The organism is Ensifer sp. CCNWLY38, from assembly GCF_037120565.1.
Taxonomy (GTDB): domain Bacteria; phylum Pseudomonadota; class Alphaproteobacteria; order Rhizobiales; family Rhizobiaceae; genus Ensifer; species Ensifer adhaerens_H.
In genome coordinates this window covers 365,969-388,763 of the sequence record NZ_JBBBBO010000004.1, presented here as the reverse complement: position 1 = coordinate 388,763, position 22,795 = coordinate 365,969, and the positions used below count along the sequence as shown (strand labels likewise).

The window sequence follows — 22,795 nt, the reverse complement described above, 5'->3', positions numbered from 1 at the left end:
AATGTCGCGGCGTGCGTGATCGTCGTCACCACCACGGGTTGCTCTCATCTACGCACTGCACGGCGAACCAAGTCTGGTCCCGCTCGTCTATGCCAATCTCGCTCTGGCGGCGGCCGCCGCGCTGACGCCGCTCTTTCATCGGTTCGGGCGCGTGGCATCCGGGCTTTGGGAGTTCGGGATCTGCGTCGTGATCCTCGTGTGGATCGCCTCCTATGTCGGCAGAGACTCCGGCGTGCTTTTGACGCTGCTCGGCGCAACGCCGGTCGCCTTCGCGATCCTTGGGTTCCAGAACGTCGCCCTGGTGGCGGTCTTGAGCGCCACGGCCACGATCACGGTCATCGCGGCATCCATCGCGTTCCCGGAGGCGCGGTCAGGCATCTATGACGCCAGCGGCTTCCTGCAGCTCATCTATTCCTCGTCGATCGTCACCCTCACCCTCATGTGCTTCGCCACGATCTACTATGCCTTCCACCTGGCGAGAGAAGCACAAGGGCGGCTGGCCCGCCTCATGGCGTCGATCATGCCGGACGAGATCGTGGCGCGCCTGCTTAGGAATGAGCGGGAAACGATCATCGACGAGTTCGAGCACGCGACCGTGGTCCTGACCGACATCGTCCAGTTCGTGAGCCTGTCAAACAGCCTGGGACCGGAAAGGACCGTGAGCCTGCTCAACGAACTCTTCAGCGAATTCGATCGGCTGGCGGCGGCGGTCGGTGTTGAGAAGATCAAGACCATTGGCGATGCCTATCTTGCCGTGGCCGGCGTGCCGACCCGACACCCTGCCCCCGAGAAGGCGGCCGCCGCGTTCGGCTTCGGCGCCATCGCCGCTGCCCGCGAGATCGGCGACCGCTATGGCGTCATGCTGAGGCTTCGCGCCGGCATGGCGTCGGGATCGGTAACGGCCGGCGTGCTTGGGCGAACGAAATACGCCTACGACGTCTGGGGGGCGCCGGTGAACCTCGCCGCGCGCCTGGAAGCGATCGGCAAGCCCGGCTGCATCACGACGACCGCGGAGATCAGGCGGCGCCTGAACGAGCACTTCCGCTTCGAATGCTCGGGCCATGAAGACATCAAGGGCTTCGGCTCGACCGAAATCTGGACCATGCAGTTACCGAGCCCCGGTACAAACGAAGTCGGCAACCTCGCGAAGGCGGATATGTGAGGTGCCGCACACCGCTTTGTCGCGCTGTTCGCGCGGCCCCAAGCATGTCGCGCAAAGGTGCGCAGCGGTTTTGCGATAACGACGCGCGAAATACCGAAAACTTAAAGTGCCTGGAGCGATCTGAAAGATCGCGACGTGCCTTAAGCGCCTCAAACCATCTTGCGATAGACGATAAATCCCGACTTCTCCGCCACCTTGTCGTAGAGCGCCATCGCCGTCTCGTTGGTCTCGTGCGTCTGCCAGTAGACCCGCGGCGAACCGGCGGCCCGCGCCGCCTCGTAGACGCCCTCGATCAGCGCTCGCCCGACGCCCTTTCCGCGTGCCTCGGCGTTGGTGAAGAGGTCCTGCAGATAACAATTCGGCTGGATCGCCGTCGTGCTGCGGTGGAAGAGGTAATGGGTGAGCCCGATCAGCCGTCCGTCGCTCTCGGCCACCAGCGCATGCATGGGCTCATAGGCATCGAAGAAGCGCGACCAGGTCATGGCGGTGATTTGCGGGTCGAGCGCGGTTTCGCCGGATCGGCCGTAAAAGGCGTTGTAGCCGTCCCAGAGCGGCAGCCATTGCTCGTAGTCGTTCCCTTGAAGCGGGCGAATGCGAAGTGCGTCGGTCATTATCGGTCCTGTGATCGATTGGATGGACTGGCACTGCCGCCCTAGCGCTTGGTCATCGCCGTGGTGATGGCCTGAACGTCGGTCATGATCGCATCGCCCATGAAGACGATGTTTTCCATCGAGCGTTCACCCGCCTCATGATGCCCTGCCCCGCAGGCGTCGCGCACCACGATGGGCACCAGGCCAAGGTCGGTGGCGTGGCGCACCGTCGGGTCGATGCCGATTTCGGTGGCGATGCCGCAGATCGCAAAGGAGGTGAGCCCGAGATCACGCAGGATCATGGCAAGCGGCGTGCCCTCGAAGGCGGAGAACGTGATCTTGTCGAGGATGGCCTCGTCTTCGCGAGGCGCAAGTTCGGGCACCAGTTCGAAGCCAGGCGTGCCGCGCAGGAACCAGGGATGCACCGCATCCGGATCGTCCGTCCGCTGCCACGCCATCGCCTGGCGCATCTGGAAGGCGCCCATCAGCGGCTTCGGCATTGAGAGGTGCCGAAGGAAGATCACCGGAAAGCCGCCTGCCCGCGCTGCGTCCAGCACCTTCAGCACCTGGCCAGTAATCTCGGCACCATTCTTCATCTGCCTGGTGATACCCACCTGCATGTCGTAGACGACCAGCGCCATGCGCTCCGGACGACAGAAATCCTCGAGCGTCTTTCCAATTTCCAGCTTCGCGGCCATAGTCCCTCCTCAGGGTCGCCTCCTCCGGCGCCCACTCCGCCAACATCTCGCGCCGGGAATGTGGCGCGTGAGGCCTGCCGTTGCAATACGGCCAGCGCGCTTCATGCAACTATTCGGACGGGTTTCGGCGTTCACGGCAACCGAGGCGCCAGCGTCGACGCATTCAACTCTCGTCTTCCCGCCGTGCCTTCTTCATCAACGCGATCACTTCTTCATCGCTAGTCTGCTCGAAGTCGCGGTAGTGCAGGCCGACGGCTCGGAAGGCAAAGGGCGTGGCGAGGCAGATGACGCGGTCGACGGAACTGCGCAACTCGGCAAGCTCGCCTTTCGGCGCCACCGGAACCGCAAGGATCAGGCGGCGTGGGCTTGCCCGGCGCAACGCCCTGATCGCCGCGCGCACGGTCCCGCCGGTGGCAATTCCATCGTCGACGAGGATCACGTCGCGCTCCCTGGGTGAGATCGGCGCGCGATCGCCGAAGTAGAGGGTGCGGCGCCTCAGGATTTCGGCATGCTGGCGTTCGGTTTCCGCCTCCACATAACCCTTTGCCGGACGCACAAGCCGGATCGCCTGGCGGTTGAGAACCAGTTCGGGCTCCTCGCCGTCGACCAGCGCGCCGAGCCCGAATTCCGCGTGCCCCGGCGCGCCGATCTTGCGCACGATCAGGATGTCGAGCGGCGCGCCGATGCGAACGGCGATCTCATAGGCAACCGGCACGCCACCCCGCGGCAGCGCCACCACCAGCGGATCGATCAGCGTCTCGCCCGCGATCGCCTCGGCGAGCTGCCGTCCGGCATCCGCCCTATCTTCGAAGAGCCATGTTCCTGTAAACACCTCATCTCTCCCAGGTGTCCACCGTGACCGCGGGTCGGATCCCCATCCAGTGGACGAGGAGGTTGGCCCGCAGACGCGGAATGAGGAAAACTCGGTCGGGTTCCGCCCGCGCCCAGTGCTTGCTGTCCGCCCGGCCCGCCCGTCGTTTCGCGCAGCCCGCGTCCCGGCCGGAGGGGACCTTTGAACCTATCGTCCAGGCGCGCCTGAAGGCCGGGATGATCCACCATCTGTCGGTTGCCGGGGTGCGCATCTGAACAACCGTGCCAATCCCGACAAATCGGTAAAATTGCATCGGATTTCACCGGGTTTCGTTAAGGCGCCCTCGCTACCAATTGGCCTTGCATATCTGGCTGAGACGCAAGCCGCCTTTGTTGACTTTAGCACGACAGGCCGTTTCGAAATGAGCTTTCTCCCTGCCATATCGATCATCGCACTCCTGGCGATGCTCCCGGTCCTGATTTCGCTGCGGGCCTCGATGGTCGAGGGCGGCACGGACTTCGCCGCGGCCTGTGCGGTGGCCAGTGCCGCGACCCTGTTCATGATGCTCTCCGCGTTTCCGGCGCTGCAGCCTCTGTCTCTGATCGGCCTCGTGTTTCTGGCCGGCGCCTGCCTGCTCGTGCTCCTCGGTTTTCACCACGCGCTCGGCGTTCAAAGACGCACCTCGACATCCCTCGTCGCGGCCGCGTCCATGGCGTTCGTCGCGCTGTTGATTGCCGCATTCGGTGCAGAGAGCCCCACCTTGCATGCGCTCTCCGTCATCGGCATTGCCGCCGCCTTCGTGCTGATCATCGCCGTCTGTTCGCAGCACCGGCGCCAGCCGCCCGGGCCGATAGAGCGGCTCTGCGTCATCGCCTGCGTGGCAACCGGCTGCTCGACGCTGCTCGCGGTCACCGTGTTTTCGCCTGTCGCCCACGCGACCGCATCGGTCGCGCCTGCACCCGTCAGCTGGGATTTCGCTTGCGCCGTCATGCGTTACTTCTACCTGCCTGCGCTGTTCCTGGGCGTCATCCTGATGATCCAGAACCGGGTGATCACCGAGCTCAAGACCACGATCGCGCGCGACGAGCTGACGGGCGTTCTGTCACGGCGTGCCCTGCTTGATCTCGGCCAGCGCGCCCTCACCACCAGTCTCGCACGACAACAGCCGGTATCCTTCCTGCTGCTGGATCTCGATTACTTCAAGCAGATCAACGATCGTTATGGCCATGCGGTCGGCGATGCCGCCCTCGGCCATTTTGCCGGCACCGTCGCCACCTGTCTCACCGGCCGCGGCACGCTGGGGCGCATCGGCGGCGAAGAGTTCGGCATCGTCCTGCCCAATTGCACGGAGGATGCCGCTTTTACGCTTGCCGAGGAGATCGGCCGCGTGGTGCGCGACACGCCGATCGGCCGCTTCGATCGGCCGATCCGGCTGACGGTGAGCATCGGTCTTGCCGAGGCCGTGCCGGGCGACACGATCAGCGACATCATGATCCGCGCCGATATGGCGCTCTATGATGCCAAGGCCGACGGGCGCGACCGCTGCACGATTGCCGGCCGCTTCCAGCCGGACGCGAGCGCGCGGGCGCTCGCGGCTGCAGCCGCACAGATGCGGGCCGCCGATAGCCGAAGCTTCGAGCCGCGGCTGCTGCGCGATACCGGCTGACTGACCCCCGCGGCTTGTAATGCCGCTTCCCGAACCTATGTGAGCTTGGCCCAATGCATGTCTCCTTGGACCGCAAACGATCCAAGGACGAAACATGCAGCCATCGAAACGCTACGGCGGCCTCTCACGCGTCTCAGTGACGCGCGTCGCTGCAGGAGGACATCCATGTTGCGTGCTGTTCGCGCTCTCTTCGTCGCCGGTCTCGCCGCCTTTACGGTGACCGCCCTGCCCGCCCGCGCCGAAACGGTCGGCGAGGTCGGCGTCGACTGGCTCGGAAACGATATCATGATCGATGCCGTCACCGACCCGAAGATCAAGGGCGTCACCTGCCACGTCACCTATTTCGACCGCAGTGTCATCGACAGGCTGAAGAACGGCAACTGGTTCGAAGACCCATCGAACAACTCGATCGCCTGCCGGCAGACCGGCCCGATCGAAATCGGCGACATCGAGCTATCGAAGGAGGGCGAGGAAGTGTTTCGCTCAGGGCTGTCGCTTGTCTGGAAGAACCTGCTGGTCACAAGGATTTACGACCGGAAGAACGATACGCTGATCTATCTCGCGCATTCGCGTGAATTGACCGACGGCTCGGCCAAGATGTCGATCACCACCATTCCGCTCTATGGCCAGACGGTGACCTGGCAGAACGGAAAGCCGCAGTAAGCGCTTCCCTGCCGCCTGCGTCAGCCGGCAAGGATGTCCGTCCCAAAGCTGCGAAGCGCCCGCCCCTTCACGGGCGCTTGCGAAACCTCATCAGAGCGGAACAGGGCGAAGTGTCTGGGAGCACCTCATTCCGCTTCAGCGTGCATAGAGCGCCGTGCGTTCGCACGAACGCACAAAGGACGCTCTAGTACTTTGATTCTAGCGCATCTTTCCGCCTCCAGTGACTCCACTTGAGAGCGGGATACTCTAGTAGGAGTTCGGCGGGACGATGCCCTGATAGTATTCGCCGTCGCCACCATTATATCCGCCAAACGGCTGGCGATCGCGATAGACGGGCGCCGGTGTGGTGGGTCGGTTGATGCTGCCGGTTGACATCGTGTCAACCGGTGCGGCCGATCGATTCATCAGCGGCCTGTGGCTCTGCGTTCCGGGAGGATTGTTGGTGTCGATGCCCTGATAGTAGCTGTCAGCCAGCGCCGGCCCGGCCATGAGCATGGTTACGGAGAGCGCTGCAATGAGTTTCCTTACAGAGATTGTCATGAGTCCAACTCCTGTTGTCGGGACCAAGCACCCGGCCTCCGTTCGGGCACCCAGCAACAACGGTAAGTTAGTACAAGTATTCCAGCTCGCCACATGACGATTTGTCACATTGGCATCGCCCAAGCGTGAAGATCATTGCCGAAGTTTAACTTGACCGGCGCGATCCACTACCTGCCGAAACGAAAAACACCCCGGCGGAGATCCCGCCGGGGTGCCCATCAATTCTGCCAGGTGTCGAACTCAGGCGGCCTGGGCCAGCTCGTCGGCAATGACCGTATCGAGGTTGAGGAAGCAGACCATGGTCTTTTCCAGAGCGACGATGCCGCGGCAGAAGGCGCGCTGCGCCTCCGGAATGATCTCCGGCGCTGGCTGCAGGGCTTCGCTCTTGATCGTCATCATGTCGGAGACCTGCTCGACCAGCAGGCCGACCAGCTTGCCGGCGATGTCGGTGACGATGATCGCCGAGCGTTCCGACGGCTCGGTCATCTTCATGCCGAGGCGGGCGGCCATGTCGATGACCGGGATCACCGCGCCGCGCAGGTTGATGAGGCCGAGCACGTAAGGCGGCGTGTGCGGCATCGGCGTCACCGGCGCCCAGCCGCGGATTTCGCGGATCGCCATGATATCGATGCAGAATTCTTGGTCGCCGAGATGAAACGACACGATTTCGAGATAGGCACCGGACTGCTTGAGTGCGTTGGTCATGATCAGAATTCTTCCCAGTTTTCACCGGAGGCCGTCGTCGACGGCACCGAGCCCGGTTTGTTGCCGAATGCGCCCGCGAGCTTGCCCATCAGGGCCTTTGCGGGAGATGGAGTTGGAAACGAGGCCATTTTAGCGGTGCCGATCTTGCGCAGCGGCACCGGTTCGCCGGTGCCCTTGGCGGCCGGCCGTTGAACGGCAGACGCCGAAGGGGTTTTCGTCTGCACCGGAGCAATTGCCGGCCTTGCCGGTGGTGCCACTGGCGCCAGGGTGGGCATGGCGCGCTGCATCGTATGGCCTTCTCGGAACTGGCCGACGAGGCCGGTCAGGCGCTCGGCGTCCTGCGCCAGCGTGTGGCTCGACGCATTGGTCTGCTCGACCATCGCGGCGTTCTGCTGCGTCATCTGGTCGAGCTGGCCGACGGCGGTGCTGATCTCGTTGAGGCCGGTCGACTGTTCGCGCGCAGCCATGACGATCGAGGTCATGTGTTCGTTGATGCGCGCCACGTCGGCGCCGATACGGCCGAGCGCCTCGCCCGTCGCCTGGACGAGCTTGACGCCGCTGCCGACCTCGTTGCCGGAGCGGCTGACCAGCGCCTTGATATCCTTGGCGGCCCCGGCGGCGCGCTGCGCCAGTTCGCGTACTTCCTGCGCCACGACCGCAAAGCCCTTGCCGGCTTCACCAGCGCGGGCCGCCTCGACGCCGGCATTCAGCGCCAGAAGGTTGGTCTGGAAGGCAATCTCGTCGATGACGTTGATGATCTTGCCGATCTCGTTCGAGGCACTTTCGATCCGCGCCATGGCGGCGATCGCCTCGCCGACGATGCGGCCGGATTCCTCCGCATTGGTGCGCGTCTCGCCGACCATGCGGCTTGCCTCTTCGGCGCGCTGGGTCGCGGTGCGGACCGTGACCGTGATTTCGTCGAGGGCTGCCGACGTCTGCTCCAGCGAAGCCGCCTGTCGTTCGGTGCGACGCGCGAGATCGTCGGCGGCCGTGCGCATCTGGCGACCGTTCGATTCGATCGAGAGCGCATTCTCCTTGACGCTCGAAAGCACCACGCGCAGCCGCTCGACCGTCTGGTTGAAGTTCTGGCGGAGCTGATCGAGATCGCCGTCGAAGGGCCGGTCGATCGCAACGGCTAGATCGCCGTCGGCAAGCTGGGTCAGGGCACGGCCGAGATTGTCGATCGCCGCCTGGATACGGCGCACCGCTTCCTCGCGCTCGCTCTGCTGCTCTTCGCGTTCCTTTTCGATTTCGCGCCGGCTGAGCGCGGCGCTCTGTTCCAGCGATTGCTTTTCGATGGCCGAAAGGCGGAAGAGATCGACCGAGCGCGCCATCACGCCGATTTCGTCGCCCCGGTCGAGCGCCTCGACCTTGGTTGAAAGATCGCCGTTCTGGATCCGCTGCATACCGTTGCGCAGGCTGAGGATGCCGGCGCGGAGCGTGCTGCCGTGGAACCAGAGCAGATAAAGTAGTGTCGCCATCGCCAGCAGCCCAGCCGCCACCTGAAGCTGGAACGCCTGGTCGGACACAGTGCGCGCCTCGGCAACGCGCGTCTGCACCAACTCGGTCGCCGCTTCGGAAAGTCCGGTCAAAGCCGTGGCGACCCGTTCGCCGGCGCCATCGATCGAATCGTCGATCTTGCCGAAGTCGTCGGCCGAAGCCTTACCTTCGATCAGCGTCTTCAGGTCGGTACCGATCGCCTTGCGCAGTTCCGCGACATCGGCGTCGAAGGTCGAAAGCACCTCGCTGCGGCCCAAGAGCTTGGCAAGCGCCTGGATCTCGACGGACTTCGTTTCGAGCAGCTTCAGGATCTCGGCAATGCTGGCGGCCCGCGCCGGCTGGATCGCGCCCTCTTCTCTGTCGATGATGCTATCCATCGCGTTGAGCACGAGATTGGTCGTCGCCAGATGGACCTCATCGACGGTCGTCAGCCCGTTTTGCGCCGCGACAGCGCCCTGCAAGGCGCTGTTGGCTTGCCCGCCCTGGTACCAGCCCACCCCGAGCACGGAGCCAAAGCCGACAAAAGCGGCGCCGGCAAGCGTCGCCAGCCGCTGGCTCACGGAAAGATTGCGTTTCAGGGAGGGAGATGTGGCAGTCATAGGGAGTCCATGGTCACGGATCCGCGTGAAGCGGAGTCCTCCTACGATCGATACGGAAAACCGGGGCCGATAAAGCCGGCTGACCTCATGTCATATCGGAGCACGAACACTCCGACCGCGTGGAAAAACAGTGTCAAACAGACCTTAAGCATTCGCTAAGGCGGCCGCCCAATCCCCAGCGAAATCGGCTATTTCAATGTTTGCGCATATGCGCTGCAAGCTCTGGTTTCCCGGCATTTGCGGGCACAATCGACCGGAGCCCCAGACGCGGTTTTCCACCGTTTCCTGCACCGGGCGGAACGCGCCTACGGGCGCACCCGGCAAATCGCCCGGCTTCCCCTTGCCGCGCGAGATGTTATGATGACGCCATGAACACGAAGACCCAGCGCTCGATCCGCCTTCCCCTTGCCGCAACCCTTACGGCTGCGATCGCGGTTGTGCTCCTGCTCGCCTTCCGCGGCTGGGTCGAAAATGGCGCCGATATCTTCCTGGCGCTCGCCCAATCCGGCCTTTCCTGGTGCTTCTAGGACGGCCCAACAGCTTCGAGGCCCGCCTCCGCCCCTCACCCTAACCCTCTCCCCGCTTGCGGGGAGAGGGGACGAGCACGATCGCTGCGTCAGAGCGCCAAGAATCACTGTGGAGCACGGGTGCGCAACGCGGTTCCTTCTCCCCGCTGGCGGGGAGAAGGTAGCGGCAGCGGGATGAGGGGCAGCCCTTAACGAGAGGCTCCGCGGCCACAACCTGCGGCAATTGTCCCATTTGCGCGGCCCCGGTGAAGGCGGTATCAAGGGCCTATCAACCGGACATGGCCGTCTTCGGCCCCAACAAAATCGGTAGCACGCATGAAAACCATCCGCATCGTCCTCTGGGCCGCCGTCGTCGTCATGGCGGGCATTCTGGGCTGGCTGACCTATGAAATGACCCAGTCGAAGCAGCAGGCCGCCACCGGCCCCTTCGGCGTTCCCTTCACGCTGGTCTCGCAGGACGGCAAGGAGATTACCGAGAAGGCGTTTACCGGCAAGCCGACCGCGCTCTTCTTCGGCTTCACCCATTGCCCGGAAGTCTGCCCGACGACGCTGTTCGAACTGAACGGCTGGCTGGAAAAGGTCGACCCGGAAGGCAACAAGCTTCAGGCCTATTTCATCACCGTCGATCCCGAGCGCGACACGCCCGAAATCCTCGGCCAGTACGTCTCCAACGTTTCCAAGCGCATCACCGGCATTTCCGGCCCGGCCGACAAGGTGATGGAGATGGTCAAGGGCTTCCGCGTCTACGCCAAGAAGGTGCCGGTCGACGCTGCCCAGCCCAACGGCGACTACACCATGGACCACACGGCCTCCGTCTTCCTGCTTGACGCCAACGGCCACTTCTCCGGCACCATCGCCTATGAGGAAAACCCGGAAACGGCGGTCAAGAAGCTGGAAAATCTGACCAAGGGCTAACACGCGCCCTCGACCGATCGATTGCAAGCGCCGGCCCTGCCCGGCGCTTTGCGTTTGCGGGGCAATCGTGATAGCGCACAGCGCACGATTGCCGACGCTTAGCGCACCCCTCCACGGTTTGATGCGGGCGGCGGATTTCCCAGCCGAAGGACAGGGCCTTGAGCGAGATCAGACTTTTCGTCACCACCACCGAGAAGCAGGCGGAAGCCGTGCTCGACCGCCTGAGCGAGGTCTTCGGCGAAGAGGACTTTGCCATCGGCACGACGGAAGTCGACGAGAAGCGCGATGTCTGGGAAGCCTCGATCTACATGATGGCAGTCGACGAGGAGAGCGTGAACGAACGCCTCACTGACGCACTTGCCGAAGACTTCGCCCATCTTTCGATCGAGCGCGAAGTGCTGCCGGATATCGATTGGATCGCCAAGTCGCTCGAGGGCCTGGCGCCCGTGCGCGCCGGCCGCTTCGTGGTGCACGGCTCGCATGACCGAGACAAGGTGAAAACCGGCGAGATCGCCATCGAGATCGACGCAGGCCAGGCCTTCGGCACCGGCCATCACGGCACCACAGCCGGCTGCCTCGAAGTGCTCGCCACGGTTGCCCGCACCCGCACCGTGCGCAACGTGCTCGATCTCGGCACCGGCAGCGGCGTGCTTGCGATCGCCGCCTGGAAGCTCATGCACGTGCCGGTGCTTGCCACCGACATCGACCCGATCGCCACCCGCGTCGCGGAAGAAAACGCCCGCGTCAACGGCGTCGTCACCGGCATGACGTTTGCCACCGCCCCCGGCTTTCATTCGACGGCCTTCAGCACCAACGGCCCCTTCGACCTGATCATCGCCAATATCCTCGCGCGCCCCTTGATGAAGATGGCACCACAGCTCGTCGCCAATCTCGCCCCCGGCGGCTCGGTGATCCTGTCCGGCATTCTCGCCGAACAGCGCTGGAAGGTGCTTGCCCACTACAACGGCCAGCACCTGCGCCACGTGCGCACCATCTGGCGCAACGGCTGGGTGACGATTCATCTGGAGAAGTGATGCGGGCGCCACGGCTGGGCGACCGTCACAGACGCGTGCCGTCAGGCCAGATACGTCCCATTCGTTGTTGAGGTAATAGCCCCTCACCCTAACCTTCTCCCCGCAAGCGGGGCGAAGGGACCTGCGGCGCTCTCTTGCCCAATCACAACCGCCGGCTTGTCGCCAAGCCGTGCGACCCGCGTCCCTCGGGGGGGGTGTGCCGGGCTTCGGGCACGTCCCCTCGCCCCGCCTGCGGGGAGAGGGTTAGGGTGAGGGGCTTGGGTCGACATATAAACGCGCACCAGGCAGCAACGACCGCCTGGGAATTGTGAGCATTAAAGGGCTGTCACAGGGCAGGATGTTGGGTTTCCATCAGCCACGTAAACCTGACCAGCGCTTCGCGCTCGGCCAAATCTGCATCTCCAAAGAGGCCGAACTCACCGTAAATCGGCTTCCACCCTTCTGCGACGAGTTCCCCCTCGATCACATTTTGATACCATTCCTCGGGCTTGATGACGTACACGCCGTCGTAGCGCTGGACGATCCAAACACGCCTCAGACTGTCGCCGCCTTGAAGAAGTTTGACTGCTTTGTCTGCAGTGGCAGGCTCTGACCGCATCTTTTTCCATTCTCCTCAAAAGCAGCGTGGCGTCCATCAAACGCATAGGGAGCACGACAAAAATGTCGCCCCGCTGTTCTACCTAGTAGCGGAAAAACGAAAAGGCCGCCACGTCTATCATGACGGGCGGCCTTTCGAAACAAAGGCGATGCCAGGGGCATCGCCTGCTGGTTGGCTTGTGGCCAACCATGCCCGCGAGCCTGAGGAGGAGGAGTGCTCGAGCGGGCGTCTACCGTTCCGAAGCTGGCCACCCTTGAGGGAGGAGGAGAACAGAATGACCAACTATTCTCGGAACCGCAGTCTTTTGAACCACCGGATGTTCGTCCGTGTTCGTTGAGGCGGCTTATAAACTATCATTCCGATAGAGAAAGAGGCTTCTTAGCATGGGTGCCATGCGCTGAGCGCATATGTATGGTAAATGGGCAATTGCTCTCCAGCCAAACTGCAACCAGAAGCGTCACTGTGTACTGGATCGCAGGATATCGCCTCTTTCCCGGCACGGGCGATTTCCGCTAACATGCCTCCCACATGTTTCCCGCGGTTAGCCGCTCAATCTACCGGAATTCCCCCATGTTTCAGTCTTTTGAAGTCACCTCCACGCCGCAATTCGGCAAGGAGCGCACCGAGGCCCTGCGCGCGTCCTTCGCGGCCCTCGGCATCGACGGCTTTCTCGTGCCGCGCGCCGACGAATTCCAGGGCGAATATGTGCCCGCTTCGTCCGAACGCCTCTCGTGGCTGACCGGCTTCACCGGCTCCGCCGGTGTTGCCCTCGTCACGCAGCGTGAAGCGGTTGTCTTCGTCGACGGACGTTACGTCACGCAGCTGAAGGAACAGGTCGACGGCAGCGTTTTCATCGGCGGCGATCTCATCGGCGAGCCGCCGCATCTGTGGCTGGAAAACCATGGAGCCAAGGGCTTCAAGCTTGGTATCGATCCCTGGCTGCACACCGGCGCCGAAGTCCGCCGGCTGGAAAAGGCGCTCGCCGTCATCAGCGGCTCGCTCGTTTTCCTCGATCACAACCCGCTCGACAGGATCTGGACGAACCGTCCCGCCGCACCGCTCGGCAAGGTCAGCATCCAGCCGATCGAACATGCCGGCGAACTCGCCAAGGACAAGATCGCCAGAATCGCGGCGGGCCTTTCCAAGGCCGATGCCAGCGCCGTGGTCTTGACGGACCCCTCCTCCGTCGCCTGGACCTTCAACATCCGTGGCAGCGACGTGCCGCATACGCCGCATCCGCTGGCCCGCGCCATCATCCATGCCGACGGCCGCGCCGAGCTCTTCCTCGACAAGCGCAAGACCGGCATCGAGCAGGAAGCCTATCTCACCCAGATCGCCGACATCGTCGCCCCCGCCACTTTCGACGATAGCCTGGCAGCGCTCGGTGCCGCCGGCACCGCCGTCATGATCGATCCGGACCTCGCCTCCTTTGCCATTTCCGAGCTGATCCGCTCCAAGGGCGGCAAGGTGGTGGAAGCGGTCGATCCCGCCCGCCTGCCGCGCGCCCAGAAGAACAAGGCCGAGATCGACGGCTCGACCCGCGCCCACCTGCAGGACGGCGCCGCCATGGTCGAGTTCCTCGCCTGGCTGGACAGCCAGCAGCCCGGCACGGTCAGCGAGATCGCCGCCACCAACCAGCTGGAAGCAGCGCGCGCCACCGTTGGCGAGCGCATGCAGAACCCGCTGAAGGATATTTCCTTCGACACGATCTCCGGCGCCGGTGCGCATGCCGCGATCATGCACTACCGCGTCACCACCGCCACCGACCAGGCGATCGAAGCGGGCACCATGTTCCTGATCGATTCCGGCGCGCAATACATCAACGGCACTACCGACATCACCCGCACGGTGGCGATCGGCGCGGTTCCTGAAGAACAGAAGCGCTTCTTCACCCTGGTGCTGAAGGGGATGATCGCGATCAGCACGGCGCGCTTCCCCAAGGGTTCGCGCGGCGTCGACCTCGATCCGCTCGCCCGCATCGCGCTGTGGAAGGCGGGCGCCGACTATGCCCACGGCACCGGCCACGGCGTCGGCTCCTATCTCTCGGTGCATGAGGGCCCGCAGCGCATCGCCCGGCTTTCCACCCAGGAGCTGCTGCCCGGCATGATTCTTTCCAACGAGCCCGGCTACTACCGCCCTGGCGCCTTCGGCATCCGCATCGAAAACCTCGTGGTGGTGCAGCCGGCAACGATGGTGGATGGCGGCGACCTGCCGATGCACCGCTTCGACACCCTCACCTTCTGCCCGATCGACCGCCGCCTGGTGTTGCCGGCGCTCCTGACCGACGAGGAGCTGGATTGGCTCAACGCCTACCACGCCGAGACCCGTGAAAAACTGCTGCCACTTCTTGCCAGCGAGGAGACCCGCGACTGGCTGAAGGCGGCAACGGAAGCGCTTTCACGCTGAGTCAGGCGTTCCGCCTGGGCTCCTGCTGTCGCGGGAGCCCAGACAACGAGACGTCACGCAGCCGATTCCGTGCTGCGCCTCTCCTGCCAGACCTTGGTCTCCGGAAATCCCGGTTTCTCGTTCAGATGCCCAGAAGCTTCTTCGCTTCGCCAAGGGTTGCCTCCGAAGCGGCGTGATCGCCAGCCTGGTGTTGTTCCTCGCCCTTGGCACGCAACTCCTTGACCTTGGCCATGTCGGCGTCGGACAAAGAGGCGGTCGGCATGGCCGCGTCGATCGCAGCCATCATGGTCGGGCATTGATTGGCAAAGGCGGTTGCCGGCGCGAGCGCCAGCAAAAGGGCAATCGATATCCTGTTCAACATGGTCGCTCCTCCACCGCCGGGAGGCCGCGCCTTGCAGAGGCAGCGCAGATGGCGCGTGCGGCTCTGTCGTGCCTCTCCGGCAACCGAAGAATGATAGTCCAGGATGCCTTCGCCGCCAAATAAGACGGGCGACTCGGATGGATGACCTACATCACCACATGCCGGATCAGCATCACCACCACCCAGCCGATGACCAGCATGCGCAGGGTCGAGAGGTTGAGGCCGAGCGCGATGGCGAAGGCGACGAACATCGCGATCGTCACGTCGAGCCCGCCATAGACGAAGGCCGGCGCCACCAGCGTCGTCAGGACCGCCGCCGGCACGGCGTTGAGCGCCGCTTCCAGCCGCGGCGGGATCTCTTTCATCTGGGTAATCAGGATGTAGCCACCGACACGCGTCAGGAAGGTCGCGACCGCAGCTGCGATGATCAGATAAATGAGGTTGAGGTGTTGCGGATCCATGATCACGCCTCCTTCTCGACGCCGGTTGGTGCGGTGGCCCGCTCGCTCGGCGGCAGGCAGGCGGCAAGCACGATGCCGGCAAGCGCCCCGATGCTCACATGCCAGGGCGAGCCGACGAAATGCATGCCGGCGACCGACGCAAGCGCCGAGACGGTGACGATCGGCAGGAAGCGGTCGCGCTTGCGGAAGCCCATGACCAGCCCCATGAAGTAGACCGGCAGCAGCACATCGAGGCCGATCGCCTTGGGATCGCCGATCATCTGCCCGAAGATCGCGCCGACCAGCGTGTTGATGATCCAGGGAATGTAGATGACGAGGCCGAAGCCGAGATACCAGGCAAAGGTGATCGGCAGGCCGCGCTCGCCGCGCTTTTCGGTCTCGGCATATTGCGGATCGACCAGCAGGAAGAAAGCCAGGAACTTCTGCCCGAAGGTGAAGTGCCGGACATATTTGGCGATCGAGGCCGAATAGAGCACGTGGCGGAAGTTGACCGCAAAGACCGAAAGCACGACGAGCCAGGGCTGGACATGATTGCCGAAGAGCTCGATGCCGACCATCTGGCTGGCGCCGGCATAAACGGTCGCGCTCATGAACACCGCATCCGCAATCGTAAAACCGTTGTCGACCGCAAGCGCCCCGAACAGCGCGCCAAAGGGCGACGCCGCCAGCATGATGGGAAAGCCGCCACGCATGCCTTCCCAGAATTGATCTTTTGTCATGGAAACCTCCGCCGGCCGAGGCGATGAAAGCGCCGTGCGGCCGGTGCCGGACTGATAGGCGCTTGCGCCCCCGGCAACAATTCAAATGCGCTGATACATTGATTGAATTTTATGATGCCTTGCCCGAACAAGGCTTGAACAAAATGCGCACCGATCGGGAAACCGGTGCGTTTTGCAGGTGCAATTCGGAGGCCCGTGCGGGGCTGGCGTCCTACTTCTTGACCTGGAACGTGTGTTCGATGCCCGGGAAGCTGCGCGCCTTCACTTCCGCCGCGTAGTCTTCGGCAGCCTTCGAAATCGCCGGCGCCAGCTCGGCGAAGTGCTTGACGAAGCGCGGCTTGAAGTCGTTGAAGAGGCCGAGCATGTCGTCCGAGACGAGGATCTGCCCGTCGCAGGCGGGAGACGCGCCTATGCCGATGGTCGGCGAACGCAGTTCCGCGGTGATGTCGCGGGCGACCGGTTCGACCGTGCCCTCGATGACGATCCCAAAGGCGCCGGCATCGTCGATCGCCTTGGCGTCGCGGCGGATCTTCGCCACTTCCTTGTCGTTGCGGCCGACGGAGCGATAGCCGCCGGTCGTGTTGACGAGCTGCGGCATCAGCCCGACATGGCCGAGCACCGGAATGCCGCGGCTGACGAGGAATTCGACCGTCTCGGCCATCTCCGCACCGCCCTCGAGCTTCACCGCGCTGCAGCCGGTTTCTTTGAGGATACGCGCGGCGCTGCGAAACGCCTGCTCTTTCGATTCCTGATAGGAGCCGAAGGGCATGTCGATGACGACGCAGGCGCGCTCCGAGCCACGCATGACCGCCTGGCCGTGAGCGATCATCATCTCGAGCGTCACGCCGACTGTCGTGTCCAGACCATAAAGCACCATGCCGACGGAATCGCCGACAAGCAGAAAATCGACATGCGGATCGAGCAGCCTTGCGATCGGCGTCGTATAGGCCGTGAGGCTGACGATCGGGCGCTCGCCCTTCAGCGCTTCGATGTTGGCGGGGCTGAGCCGGCGCTTGGCGGTCTGGACGCTCATGTCAGGCAACCTTTGCAAATAACGCGGATTTCGGGGCGATCACGCGGTTGTCGAGCAGCTTCGTCGTGCCGAAGCGGACGAAGAGCAAAAGCAGCACCGGCCGGTCGCCGATCGTCTCGATGGTTTCGAGCGTTTCGGGATCGCGCACGGCCACGACCTCGGGCCTGGCCAGCGGTTCGCTCGACAGAAATTCGGTGACGGCATTTTCGAGCGCCGCCACGTCGCTGACGCCCGACGCCACCAGGCGCTGCGCCTCTTCCAGCGCCTTCGGCACGATTGCCGCAGCCCGGCGCTCCTCGGCCGTCAGATAGACATTGCGCGACGAACAGGCGAGCCCGTCGGCCTCGCGCACTGTCGGCACGCCGATGACCGTCACCGGCTGGGCGAGATCAGCGACCATGCGGCGGATGATCTGCAGCTGCTGGAAATCCTTCTCGCCGAAATAGGCGCGATCCGGCTGGACGATGTTGAAGAGCTTGGTGACGACGGTGGCAACGCCGGCGAAATGTCCGGGACGAACCGAGCCTTCGAGTTCGCTGCCAAGCGTCGGCACATCGACGACGGTCTCCATCGGCCGCGGATACATGTCGGCAACACCGGGCGCAAAGAGATAGTCGACCTTGCCTTCGTCCAGCATCGCCTGATCGCGGGCGAGATCGCGCGGGTACTTGGAAAGGTCCTCATTCGCACCGAACTGCAGCGGATTGACGAAGATGCTGGCGACGACGATGTCGTTTTCCTCACGCGCGCGGCGCATCAGCTCCATATGGCCGACATGCAGGTAGCCCATGGTCGGCACGAAACCGACCGATTTGCCTGCCCGGCGATGTTCGGCAAGTGCTGCACGCAGCTCGGCAATCGTGGTGAAAGTCTTCATGTCCGGACCCTCCAATCCGCGCCGGCGCCCTGCCCTTAAGGGTGCTGGCGCGCTGCCTTCGGGACTGGCGACGACCCTGCTCCGCGAAAAGGCATTTGCACAAAATTCGGCTGCAATCCTCTATCTTGTGCAGCGCAAAAAAACAATCGGATTGATGACAGGTTGATGACGCTCAGCCGTGCTTGACTTCCATCGGCAGCCTGTCACGGTTGGCCATCGACGCCACTGCAACCCACGCTGGAGAGCGAGATGAAACCCGGCCTGCGCCTTCTCGGCATTCTTGTCCCGCTGCTTGCCTTCGCCGGTGCGGCGGAAGCGAAGATCCCCCTCGTCAACGCCACCTGCCCCGGCAAGATCGAGTTCCACGCCGATGAAGGCGGCCCGATCTACATCAACGGCAAGGAAACCAAGCTCAAGGTGTTCAACGAGAACTATTACGAGGCGCACGGTGCCGGCGTCACCATCTCCTTGAGCATCAATCCCGACGGCTCACCCAGCGTCTCCTACACCGGTAAGGGCGGCGCCAATGGCGTGTGCACGCTGAAATAGTCGGCTGCACTCGAAGCATTTCGGAGCTATCCAAAGTCCTCACGGGGGGCGCGAAAGGCGCCTCATTCTCCCTCATCCTCGCCCTCGTGGCGGGGATCCAGCGACCCGACGTCTGTCGGGTCAAAGGACTTCTCAGCCCAAGGACTTGGGCTGATCCCGCAGTTCCACGGAACTGCTAGAGGATTCCTGTGACGAGCACAGGAATGAGGGAGGGTGGTGTCAAAGCCGAGTTCTCCCCGCGACTTACGCCGAGAACGCGATGCCCGTTTCAGCAAGCGACGGCCATCACCTACGCGGCACGCCGCCTATCTCCCAACGCGCTGCTGCAGATGCTGCGGATAGCGCGCGCCCTGCACTTCGACGGCGGAGAGCGCCGCCTGGATGTCGCCAAGCTCCTCGGACGTCAGGATGACATCGGCAGCACCGAGGTTTTCTTCGAGCCGATGCAGCTTCGTCGTGCCGGGGATAGGCACGATCCATGGCTTCTGCGCCAGCAGCCAGGAAAGCGCGACCTGCGCTTTCGTTACACCCTTGGCCTCGGCAATCACGCCCAGGAGATCGACCAGCGCCTGATTGGCTCTGCGCGCCTCCGGCGAAAATCGCGGCACGATCGTGCGAAAATCGCTTTGGTCAAAGGTCGTATCCTCATTGATCGCGCCCGTGAGAAAACCCTTGCCGAGCGGGCTGAAGGGCACAAAACCAATGCCGAGTTCTTCCAGCAGCGGCAGGATTTCGGTTTCTGGCTCCCGCCACCAGAGTGAGTATTCGCTCTGAAGTGCGCTCACCGGCTGGACTGCATGGGCCCGGCGGATCGAGTCGGCGCCCGCCTCCGACAGACCGAAATGCCCGACCTTGCCTTCCGCAATCAGCTCTTTCACTGCGCCGGCCACATCCTCGATCGGCACGTTGGGATCGACACGGTGCTGGTAGAAGAGATCGATGCGGTCGGTCCGCAACCGCGTCAGTGCGGTTTCGGCAACCTCGCGAATGCGTTCGGGGCGGCTGTCCAGGCCCTGGCTGACGTCGCCATTGACGAAGCCGAACTTGGTGGCGATCACCACCTGGTCACGGATCGGCGCCAGCGCCTCGCCGACCAGATCCTCGTTGCCGGTATAGGCCTCGGCACTGTCGAAGAAGGTGACGCCAAGCTCATGCGCCGCACGGATCAGCCGGATCGCCTCACTGCGCTCCGTTGCCGGGCCGTAGCCGTAGCTGAGGCCCATGCAGCCAAAGCCGATGGCCGAGACTTCGAGGTTGCTCTTTCCAAGCTTGCGTTTCTGCATTGTCTTGCTCCTTGATCAGGCCGCGAGGTCTGGGGAAACCGGGTGGCAATTCTGGCAGGCGACGGAACGTCCGATCGCCGGACGCTCCACGCGCTTCGCATTGTGCGGCCGTACGATCAGCGCGACGACGGCAAGCGCCAGCGCCAGTAGGACCGTGCAGCCGATGAGAACATTATCGACCCGATGGGCGAGCAGAGCGCTGCCACCAAGCCCATCGGCACCGAAGGCGGCGACGGCGACCAGCACGCTGAGACCGAGCGAGTTGCCGAGCTGGTGGGCGACATTAACGACGCCGCCGGCAGCCCCGGCGTCACCGGGCGCCACACCGGCAATGCCGGCGACCGTCAGCGGGCTCAGGGTGAAGCCCTGGCCAAACCCGATCAGCATCAAGGGCGGCGCCATGCCGAAGAGATAGGACGTATCCGCCGAAACCTGACTGATAGCGATCATGCCGACCAGAGCCGAGATCAGGCCAAAGGCAAGCAGACGTCGATTGCCGAACCGAGGGGTCAGCCGTGGCACCGAAATCGCCGCGACAAAGTTGACGAGCGTGGCGGGTATGAAGGCAAGGCCGGAGGCGAGCGGATCGAAGTGCAGGACTCCTTGCAGATACTGGGTGAAGAAGAAAAAGAAACCGATCATCGCCGCCAGAAACAGGACGCGCGCCAGATAGGCGCCGACGCGCTCGCGGCTGGCAAAGAGCCTGAGCGGCATGATCGGCTGCCTGGCGTGCCGTTCGTTGGCGACGAACACGGCAATGAGCAGAAGGCCCAAGGCGAGGGTTGCGAGCGTCAGCGGATCGCGCGCCCCCTCTTCCGCCGAGCGGACGATGCCATAGACCAGCGCCGTCATGCCGAGCGTCGAACTCACCGCGCCCGCAAGGTCGAATTCGCCGGTGCGCCGTTCCGTCGCGCCGACGTACTTGCGCGCTGCGAGCATCAGGGCGATGCCGATCTGCAGGTTGATGAAGAAGCCGACCCGCCAGCTGAGCCAGCCGGCAAGCAGACCGCCGAGCACCATGCCGAAACTGGCGCCATGCCGGCGACCGAGCTGTAATAGGCGACCGCCCGCGTGCGTTCCGGTCCTTCGGAAAAATGGGTCTGGATCAGCGCCAGCGTGGCGGGCGCCAGGATCGCCGAGCCGAAGCCCTGCACGGCGCGTGCGCCAAGCAGCCATTCCGGCGACGGTGCCAGCCCGATCACCACGGAGGCTGCCGTGAAGATGACAAGCCCGGCAATGAACATGTGGCGACGGCCGAGAATGTCACCCGCCCGCGCCCCCAGCAGCAGGAAGCCGCCAAAGGCCAGCGTATAGGCGCTGTGCACCCAGGAAAGCCCGGCGTCACTGAACTGCAGCTCGTCGCGGATCTTCGGCAGGCCGGTGATCACGATCGAAATATCGAGCACGATCATCAGGTAGCTGACGATGATGATCGCCAGCACGGCCGTCTTGCGGGTGGGATCGTTCTTCACAGAGGTGACGTCCATCGTCGTGCCTACTCCGCCTGCGCAGCGCCGTATTGCGCGTCCGTCACCTTTTCCATCCAGTCGACGGCCTTGCCGTCGAGCGTCTCCTGGATGGCGATATGGGTCATGGCTGTCGTCGGCGCTGCCCCATGCCAGTGCTTCTCGCCCGGCTCGAACCGCACGACATCGCCCGGCCGGATCTCCTCGATCGGTCCGCCCTCCCGCTGCACCCGGCCACAGCCGGAAACGACGATCAGCACCTGGCCGAGCGGATGCGTATGCCAGGCGGTGCGCGCGCCGGGCTCGAAGGTGACGGCATTGCCGGCCGCGCGCGCCGGCTCCCGCACGGCAAACAGCGGGTCGATGCGTACGGTTCCGCTGAACCAGTCCTCTGGCCCCCTGGCCGAAGGTTGCGAGCCGCTTCTGCTGATATCCATCGTTTGTCTCCTTGGCGAACCGGGACCGTCCGCCGCCTGTTCTGTTGCTGCGCACAATCTAGCCATGGCTGCCGCCAGCGATTAGATGGTATAAACGGCATGAACCTATGAGAAGGATTCATGAATGCTGCGCGAGAACATCAACGACCTGCTCGCCTTCGCGGCCGTTGCGCGCGAGCGCAGCTTCACGCGGGCCGCGGCCCAGCTCGGCGTTTCACAATCGGCGCTCAGCCACACCATGCGGGCGCTCGAAGCACGTCTCGGCGTCCGCCTGCTCACGCGCACCACCCGCAGCGTCTCCCCCACCGAGGCCGGCGAGCGGCTGCTTGCCACCCTCGTCCCCCACTTCGAGCAGTTGGAAACCGAACTCTCGGCTCTGAGCGACGTTAGGGACAAGCCCGCAGGCACCGTGCGCATCACCACTGCCGAGCACGCGGCCGAGACCGTTCTCTGGCCGAAGCTCGAAAAACTCTTGCCCGATTATCCCGATATCAAGGTCGAGATCATCATCGACTATGGCCTCACCGATATCGTCGCCGAGCGTTACGACGCCGGCGTCCGGCTCGGCGAACAGGTCGCCAAGGACATGATCGCCGTGCGCATCGGGCCGGACATGCGCATGGCCGTCGTCGGCGCGCCCGGCTATTTCGAGAAACACCCGAAGCCTGTCGTCCCGCAGGACCTGACCCAGCACCGCTGCATCAACCTGAGGCTTCCGACCTATGGCGGCATCTATGCATGGGAGTTCGAAAAGGACGGCCGCGAACTGAAGGTCCGCGTCGACGGGCAACTGGTCTTCAGCCGCCTCGCCCACCGGCTCACCGCCTGCCTCGCCGGCTTCGGCCTCGCCTTCGTACCAGAGGAATCGGCCCTCACCCACATCGCCGAAGGGCGGCTGATCCGCGTGCTCGAAGACTGGTGCGACCCGTTCCCCGGCTACCACCTCTATTACCCCAGCCGCCGCCAGTCCTCGCCGGCCTTTGCGGTGCTGGTAGAGGCACTGCGCTATCGGGGGTAACGGAATACGGACCGGCCGGCCGCGCCCCCTTGCTAGGACTCTTGAATGCCCAGGGTTGCGCCCCACATCAGCCCGGCTCTAAAAAATCTTTGAGCCGGTGTCGGGATCGTCGGCCGGCATTCGTCCTTAGGGCAATTCCAGGAAAAGTGCGAAGCGGTTTTCCGTCCGGAATTGCGC

23 protein-coding genes and 1 pseudogene are annotated in these 22,795 nt (G+C 63.8%); 9 read left to right on the top strand and 15 right to left on the bottom strand.

Annotated features, from left to right (window positions below):
- Window positions 1-46: 46 nt before the first annotated feature.
- Window positions 47-1,162: an adenylate/guanylate cyclase domain-containing protein gene (locus V7S54_RS11425; RefSeq protein ID WP_336556963.1), complete on the top strand. Its 1,116-nt coding sequence runs from the start codon at window positions 47-49 to the stop codon at window positions 1,160-1,162.
- 149 nt (window positions 1,163-1,311) lie between these two features.
- On the opposite strand, the gene V7S54_RS11420 is transcribed toward V7S54_RS11425, so the two are convergent.
- From V7S54_RS11420 to V7S54_RS11410, 3 genes are all read right to left on the bottom strand, one after another.
- The gene (locus V7S54_RS11420; RefSeq protein WP_065374951.1) at window positions 1,312-1,773 is read right to left on the bottom strand and encodes a GNAT family N-acetyltransferase; all 462 of its coding nucleotides are present in this window, start codon (window positions 1,771-1,773) and stop codon (window positions 1,312-1,314) included.
- Window positions 1,774-1,814: 41 nt separating this feature from the next.
- A complete protein-coding gene (locus tag V7S54_RS11415; protein ID WP_065374952.1) occupies window positions 1,815-2,450 on the bottom strand; it encodes a cysteine hydrolase family protein in 636 nt (211 codons plus the stop codon).
- Window positions 2,451-2,613: 163 nt separating this feature from the next.
- The gene (locus V7S54_RS11410; protein WP_065374953.1) at window positions 2,614-3,282 is read right to left on the bottom strand and encodes a phosphoribosyltransferase; all 669 of its coding nucleotides are present in this window, start codon (window positions 3,280-3,282) and stop codon (window positions 2,614-2,616) included.
- A gap of 400 nt (window positions 3,283-3,682) precedes the next feature.
- Here V7S54_RS11410 and V7S54_RS11405 point away from each other — a divergent pair, with 400 nt between their 5' ends.
- Window positions 3,683-4,927: a GGDEF domain-containing protein gene (locus V7S54_RS11405; RefSeq protein ID WP_065374955.1), complete on the top strand. Its 1,245-nt coding sequence runs from the start codon at window positions 3,683-3,685 to the stop codon at window positions 4,925-4,927.
- Between the two features lie 165 nt (window positions 4,928-5,092).
- Window positions 5,093-5,590, top strand: a complete 498-nt coding sequence (locus tag V7S54_RS11400) for a CreA family protein (RefSeq protein ID WP_065374956.1) — start codon at window positions 5,093-5,095, stop codon at window positions 5,588-5,590.
- 246 nt (window positions 5,591-5,836) lie between these two features.
- Here V7S54_RS11400 and V7S54_RS11395 read toward each other — a convergent pair whose 3' ends face one another.
- From V7S54_RS11395 to V7S54_RS11385, 3 genes are all read right to left on the bottom strand, one after another.
- On the bottom strand, window positions 5,837-6,130 hold the full coding sequence (locus V7S54_RS11395) for a hypothetical protein (protein ID WP_336408354.1): 294 nt from the start codon (window positions 6,128-6,130) through the stop codon (window positions 5,837-5,839).
- A 240-nt stretch (window positions 6,131-6,370) separates the two neighbouring features.
- Window positions 6,371-6,835 carry a chemotaxis protein CheW gene (locus V7S54_RS11390; RefSeq protein ID WP_057253527.1) on the bottom strand — a complete coding sequence of 155 codons (465 nt, stop codon included), beginning with the start codon at window positions 6,833-6,835 and terminating at the stop codon, window positions 6,371-6,373.
- 2 nt (window positions 6,836-6,837) lie between these two features.
- Window positions 6,838-8,934 (bottom strand): methyl-accepting chemotaxis protein, encoded by a 2,097-nt coding sequence (locus V7S54_RS11385; protein ID WP_065374958.1) that lies wholly within the window; start codon window positions 8,932-8,934, stop codon window positions 6,838-6,840.
- Window positions 8,935-9,302: 368 nt separating this feature from the next.
- On the opposite strand from V7S54_RS11385, the gene V7S54_RS11380 reads away from it, so the two are divergent.
- The 3 genes from V7S54_RS11380 to V7S54_RS11370 all read left to right on the top strand — a co-directional run bounded on the left by V7S54_RS11380 (window position 9,303) and on the right by V7S54_RS11370 (window position 11,410).
- Window positions 9,303-9,461, top strand: coding sequence for a hypothetical protein (locus V7S54_RS11380; protein ID WP_176707573.1), 159 nt, complete (start codon window positions 9,303-9,305; stop codon window positions 9,459-9,461).
- Window positions 9,462-9,776: 315 nt separating this feature from the next.
- Complete coding sequence (locus tag V7S54_RS11375) at window positions 9,777-10,376, top strand: SCO family protein (RefSeq protein ID WP_058321259.1); 600 nt, start codon at window positions 9,777-9,779, stop codon at window positions 10,374-10,376.
- 158 nt (window positions 10,377-10,534) lie between these two features.
- Window positions 10,535-11,410 carry a 50S ribosomal protein L11 methyltransferase gene (locus tag V7S54_RS11370; RefSeq protein WP_065374959.1) on the top strand — a complete coding sequence of 292 codons (876 nt, stop codon included), beginning with the start codon at window positions 10,535-10,537 and terminating at the stop codon, window positions 11,408-11,410.
- Window positions 11,411-11,735: 325 nt separating this feature from the next.
- On the opposite strand, the gene V7S54_RS11365 is transcribed toward V7S54_RS11370, so the two are convergent.
- Window positions 11,736-12,008: a hypothetical protein gene (locus V7S54_RS11365; RefSeq protein ID WP_065374960.1), complete on the bottom strand. Its 273-nt coding sequence runs from the start codon at window positions 12,006-12,008 to the stop codon at window positions 11,736-11,738.
- 570 nt (window positions 12,009-12,578) lie between these two features.
- Here V7S54_RS11365 and V7S54_RS11360 point away from each other — a divergent pair.
- Entirely contained in the window at window positions 12,579-14,414 is a 1,836-nt protein-coding gene (locus V7S54_RS11360; RefSeq protein WP_336408355.1) for an aminopeptidase P family protein, read from the top strand.
- Between the two features lie 121 nt (window positions 14,415-14,535).
- On the opposite strand, the gene V7S54_RS11355 is transcribed toward V7S54_RS11360, so the two are convergent.
- From V7S54_RS11355 to panC, 5 genes are all read right to left on the bottom strand, one after another.
- Window positions 14,536-14,775 carry a hypothetical protein gene (locus tag V7S54_RS11355; RefSeq protein ID WP_065374962.1) on the bottom strand — a complete coding sequence of 80 codons (240 nt, stop codon included), beginning with the start codon at window positions 14,773-14,775 and terminating at the stop codon, window positions 14,536-14,538.
- Between the two features lie 146 nt (window positions 14,776-14,921).
- On the bottom strand, window positions 14,922-15,236 hold the full coding sequence (locus V7S54_RS11350; RefSeq protein WP_065374963.1) for an AzlD family protein: 315 nt from the start codon (window positions 15,234-15,236) through the stop codon (window positions 14,922-14,924).
- A 2-nt stretch (window positions 15,237-15,238) separates the two neighbouring features.
- A complete protein-coding gene (locus V7S54_RS11345) occupies window positions 15,239-15,955 on the bottom strand; it encodes an AzlC family ABC transporter permease (RefSeq protein WP_065374964.1) in 717 nt (238 codons plus the stop codon).
- 211 nt (window positions 15,956-16,166) lie between these two features.
- Window positions 16,167-16,988: a 3-methyl-2-oxobutanoate hydroxymethyltransferase gene (gene panB, locus V7S54_RS11340; RefSeq protein ID WP_065374965.1), complete on the bottom strand. Its 822-nt coding sequence runs from the start codon at window positions 16,986-16,988 to the stop codon at window positions 16,167-16,169.
- Window position 16,989: 1 nt separating this feature from the next.
- Window positions 16,990-17,865, bottom strand: coding sequence for a pantoate--beta-alanine ligase (panC, locus tag V7S54_RS11335; RefSeq protein WP_065374966.1), 876 nt, complete (start codon window positions 17,863-17,865; stop codon window positions 16,990-16,992).
- 249 nt (window positions 17,866-18,114) lie between these two features.
- Between panC and V7S54_RS11330 the strand changes: the two genes are divergently transcribed.
- Window positions 18,115-18,414, top strand: coding sequence for a hypothetical protein (locus V7S54_RS11330; RefSeq protein WP_336408356.1), 300 nt, complete (start codon window positions 18,115-18,117; stop codon window positions 18,412-18,414).
- A 305-nt stretch (window positions 18,415-18,719) separates the two neighbouring features.
- Here V7S54_RS11330 and V7S54_RS11325 read toward each other — a convergent pair whose 3' ends face one another.
- The 3 genes and pseudogenes from V7S54_RS11325 to V7S54_RS11315 all read right to left on the bottom strand — a co-directional run bounded on the left by V7S54_RS11325 (window position 18,720) and on the right by V7S54_RS11315 (window position 21,600).
- Window positions 18,720-19,697, bottom strand: coding sequence for an aldo/keto reductase (locus V7S54_RS11325; RefSeq protein WP_336408357.1), 978 nt, complete (start codon window positions 19,695-19,697; stop codon window positions 18,720-18,722).
- A 15-nt stretch (window positions 19,698-19,712) separates the two neighbouring features.
- Window positions 19,713-21,109: pseudogene (locus V7S54_RS11320) on the bottom strand (MFS transporter).
- Window positions 21,110-21,192: 83 nt separating this feature from the next.
- Window positions 21,193-21,600, bottom strand: coding sequence for a (R)-mandelonitrile lyase (locus V7S54_RS11315; RefSeq protein WP_065374968.1), 408 nt, complete (start codon window positions 21,598-21,600; stop codon window positions 21,193-21,195).
- 124 nt (window positions 21,601-21,724) lie between these two features.
- Between V7S54_RS11315 and V7S54_RS11310 the strand changes: the two genes are divergently transcribed.
- On the top strand, window positions 21,725-22,618 hold the full coding sequence (locus tag V7S54_RS11310; RefSeq protein ID WP_065374969.1) for a LysR family transcriptional regulator: 894 nt from the start codon (window positions 21,725-21,727) through the stop codon (window positions 22,616-22,618).
- Window positions 22,619-22,795 lie beyond the last annotated feature (177 nt).

Excerpts from the sequence above, each read along its gene's own strand:
- V7S54_RS11315 (WP_065374968.1), bottom strand. The coding sequence starts at position 21,600 with ATGGATATCAGCAGAAGCGGCTCGCAACCTTCGGCCAGGGGGCCAGAG.
- V7S54_RS11395 (WP_336408354.1), bottom strand. The coding sequence starts at position 6,130 with ATGACAATCTCTGTAAGGAAACTCATTGCAGCGCTCTCCGTAACCATG.
- V7S54_RS11385 (WP_065374958.1), bottom strand. The coding sequence starts at position 8,934 with ATGACTGCCACATCTCCCTCCCTGAAACGCAATCTTTCCGTGAGCCAG.
- V7S54_RS11325 (WP_336408357.1), bottom strand. The coding sequence starts at position 19,697 with ATGCAGAAACGCAAGCTTGGAAAGAGCAACCTCGAAGTCTCGGCCATC.
- V7S54_RS11355 (WP_065374962.1), bottom strand. The coding sequence starts at position 14,775 with ATGTTGAACAGGATATCGATTGCCCTTTTGCTGGCGCTCGCGCCGGCA.
- V7S54_RS11415 (WP_065374952.1), bottom strand. The coding sequence starts at position 2,450 with ATGGCCGCGAAGCTGGAAATTGGAAAGACGCTCGAGGATTTCTGTCGT.
- V7S54_RS11420 (WP_065374951.1), bottom strand. The coding sequence starts at position 1,773 with ATGACCGACGCACTTCGCATTCGCCCGCTTCAAGGGAACGACTACGAG.
- panC (WP_065374966.1), bottom strand. The coding sequence starts at position 17,865 with ATGAAGACTTTCACCACGATTGCCGAGCTGCGTGCAGCACTTGCCGAA.
- V7S54_RS11330 (WP_336408356.1), top strand. The coding sequence starts at position 18,115 with ATGAAACCCGGCCTGCGCCTTCTCGGCATTCTTGTCCCGCTGCTTGCC.
- V7S54_RS11360 (WP_336408355.1), top strand. The coding sequence starts at position 12,579 with ATGTTTCAGTCTTTTGAAGTCACCTCCACGCCGCAATTCGGCAAGGAG.
- panB (WP_065374965.1), bottom strand. The coding sequence starts at position 16,988 with ATGAGCGTCCAGACCGCCAAGCGCCGGCTCAGCCCCGCCAACATCGAA.
- V7S54_RS11400 (WP_065374956.1), top strand. The coding sequence starts at position 5,093 with ATGTTGCGTGCTGTTCGCGCTCTCTTCGTCGCCGGTCTCGCCGCCTTT.
- V7S54_RS11345 (WP_065374964.1), bottom strand. The coding sequence starts at position 15,955 with ATGACAAAAGATCAATTCTGGGAAGGCATGCGTGGCGGCTTTCCCATC.
- V7S54_RS11380 (WP_176707573.1), top strand. The coding sequence starts at position 9,303 with ATGAACACGAAGACCCAGCGCTCGATCCGCCTTCCCCTTGCCGCAACC.
- V7S54_RS11375 (WP_058321259.1), top strand. The coding sequence starts at position 9,777 with ATGAAAACCATCCGCATCGTCCTCTGGGCCGCCGTCGTCGTCATGGCG.
- V7S54_RS11405 (WP_065374955.1), top strand. The coding sequence starts at position 3,683 with ATGAGCTTTCTCCCTGCCATATCGATCATCGCACTCCTGGCGATGCTC.
- V7S54_RS11310 (WP_065374969.1), top strand. The coding sequence starts at position 21,725 with ATGCTGCGCGAGAACATCAACGACCTGCTCGCCTTCGCGGCCGTTGCG.
- V7S54_RS11390 (WP_057253527.1), bottom strand. The coding sequence starts at position 6,835 with ATGACCAACGCACTCAAGCAGTCCGGTGCCTATCTCGAAATCGTGTCG.
- V7S54_RS11350 (WP_065374963.1), bottom strand. The coding sequence starts at position 15,236 with ATGGATCCGCAACACCTCAACCTCATTTATCTGATCATCGCAGCTGCG.
- V7S54_RS11365 (WP_065374960.1), bottom strand. The coding sequence starts at position 12,008 with ATGCGGTCAGAGCCTGCCACTGCAGACAAAGCAGTCAAACTTCTTCAA.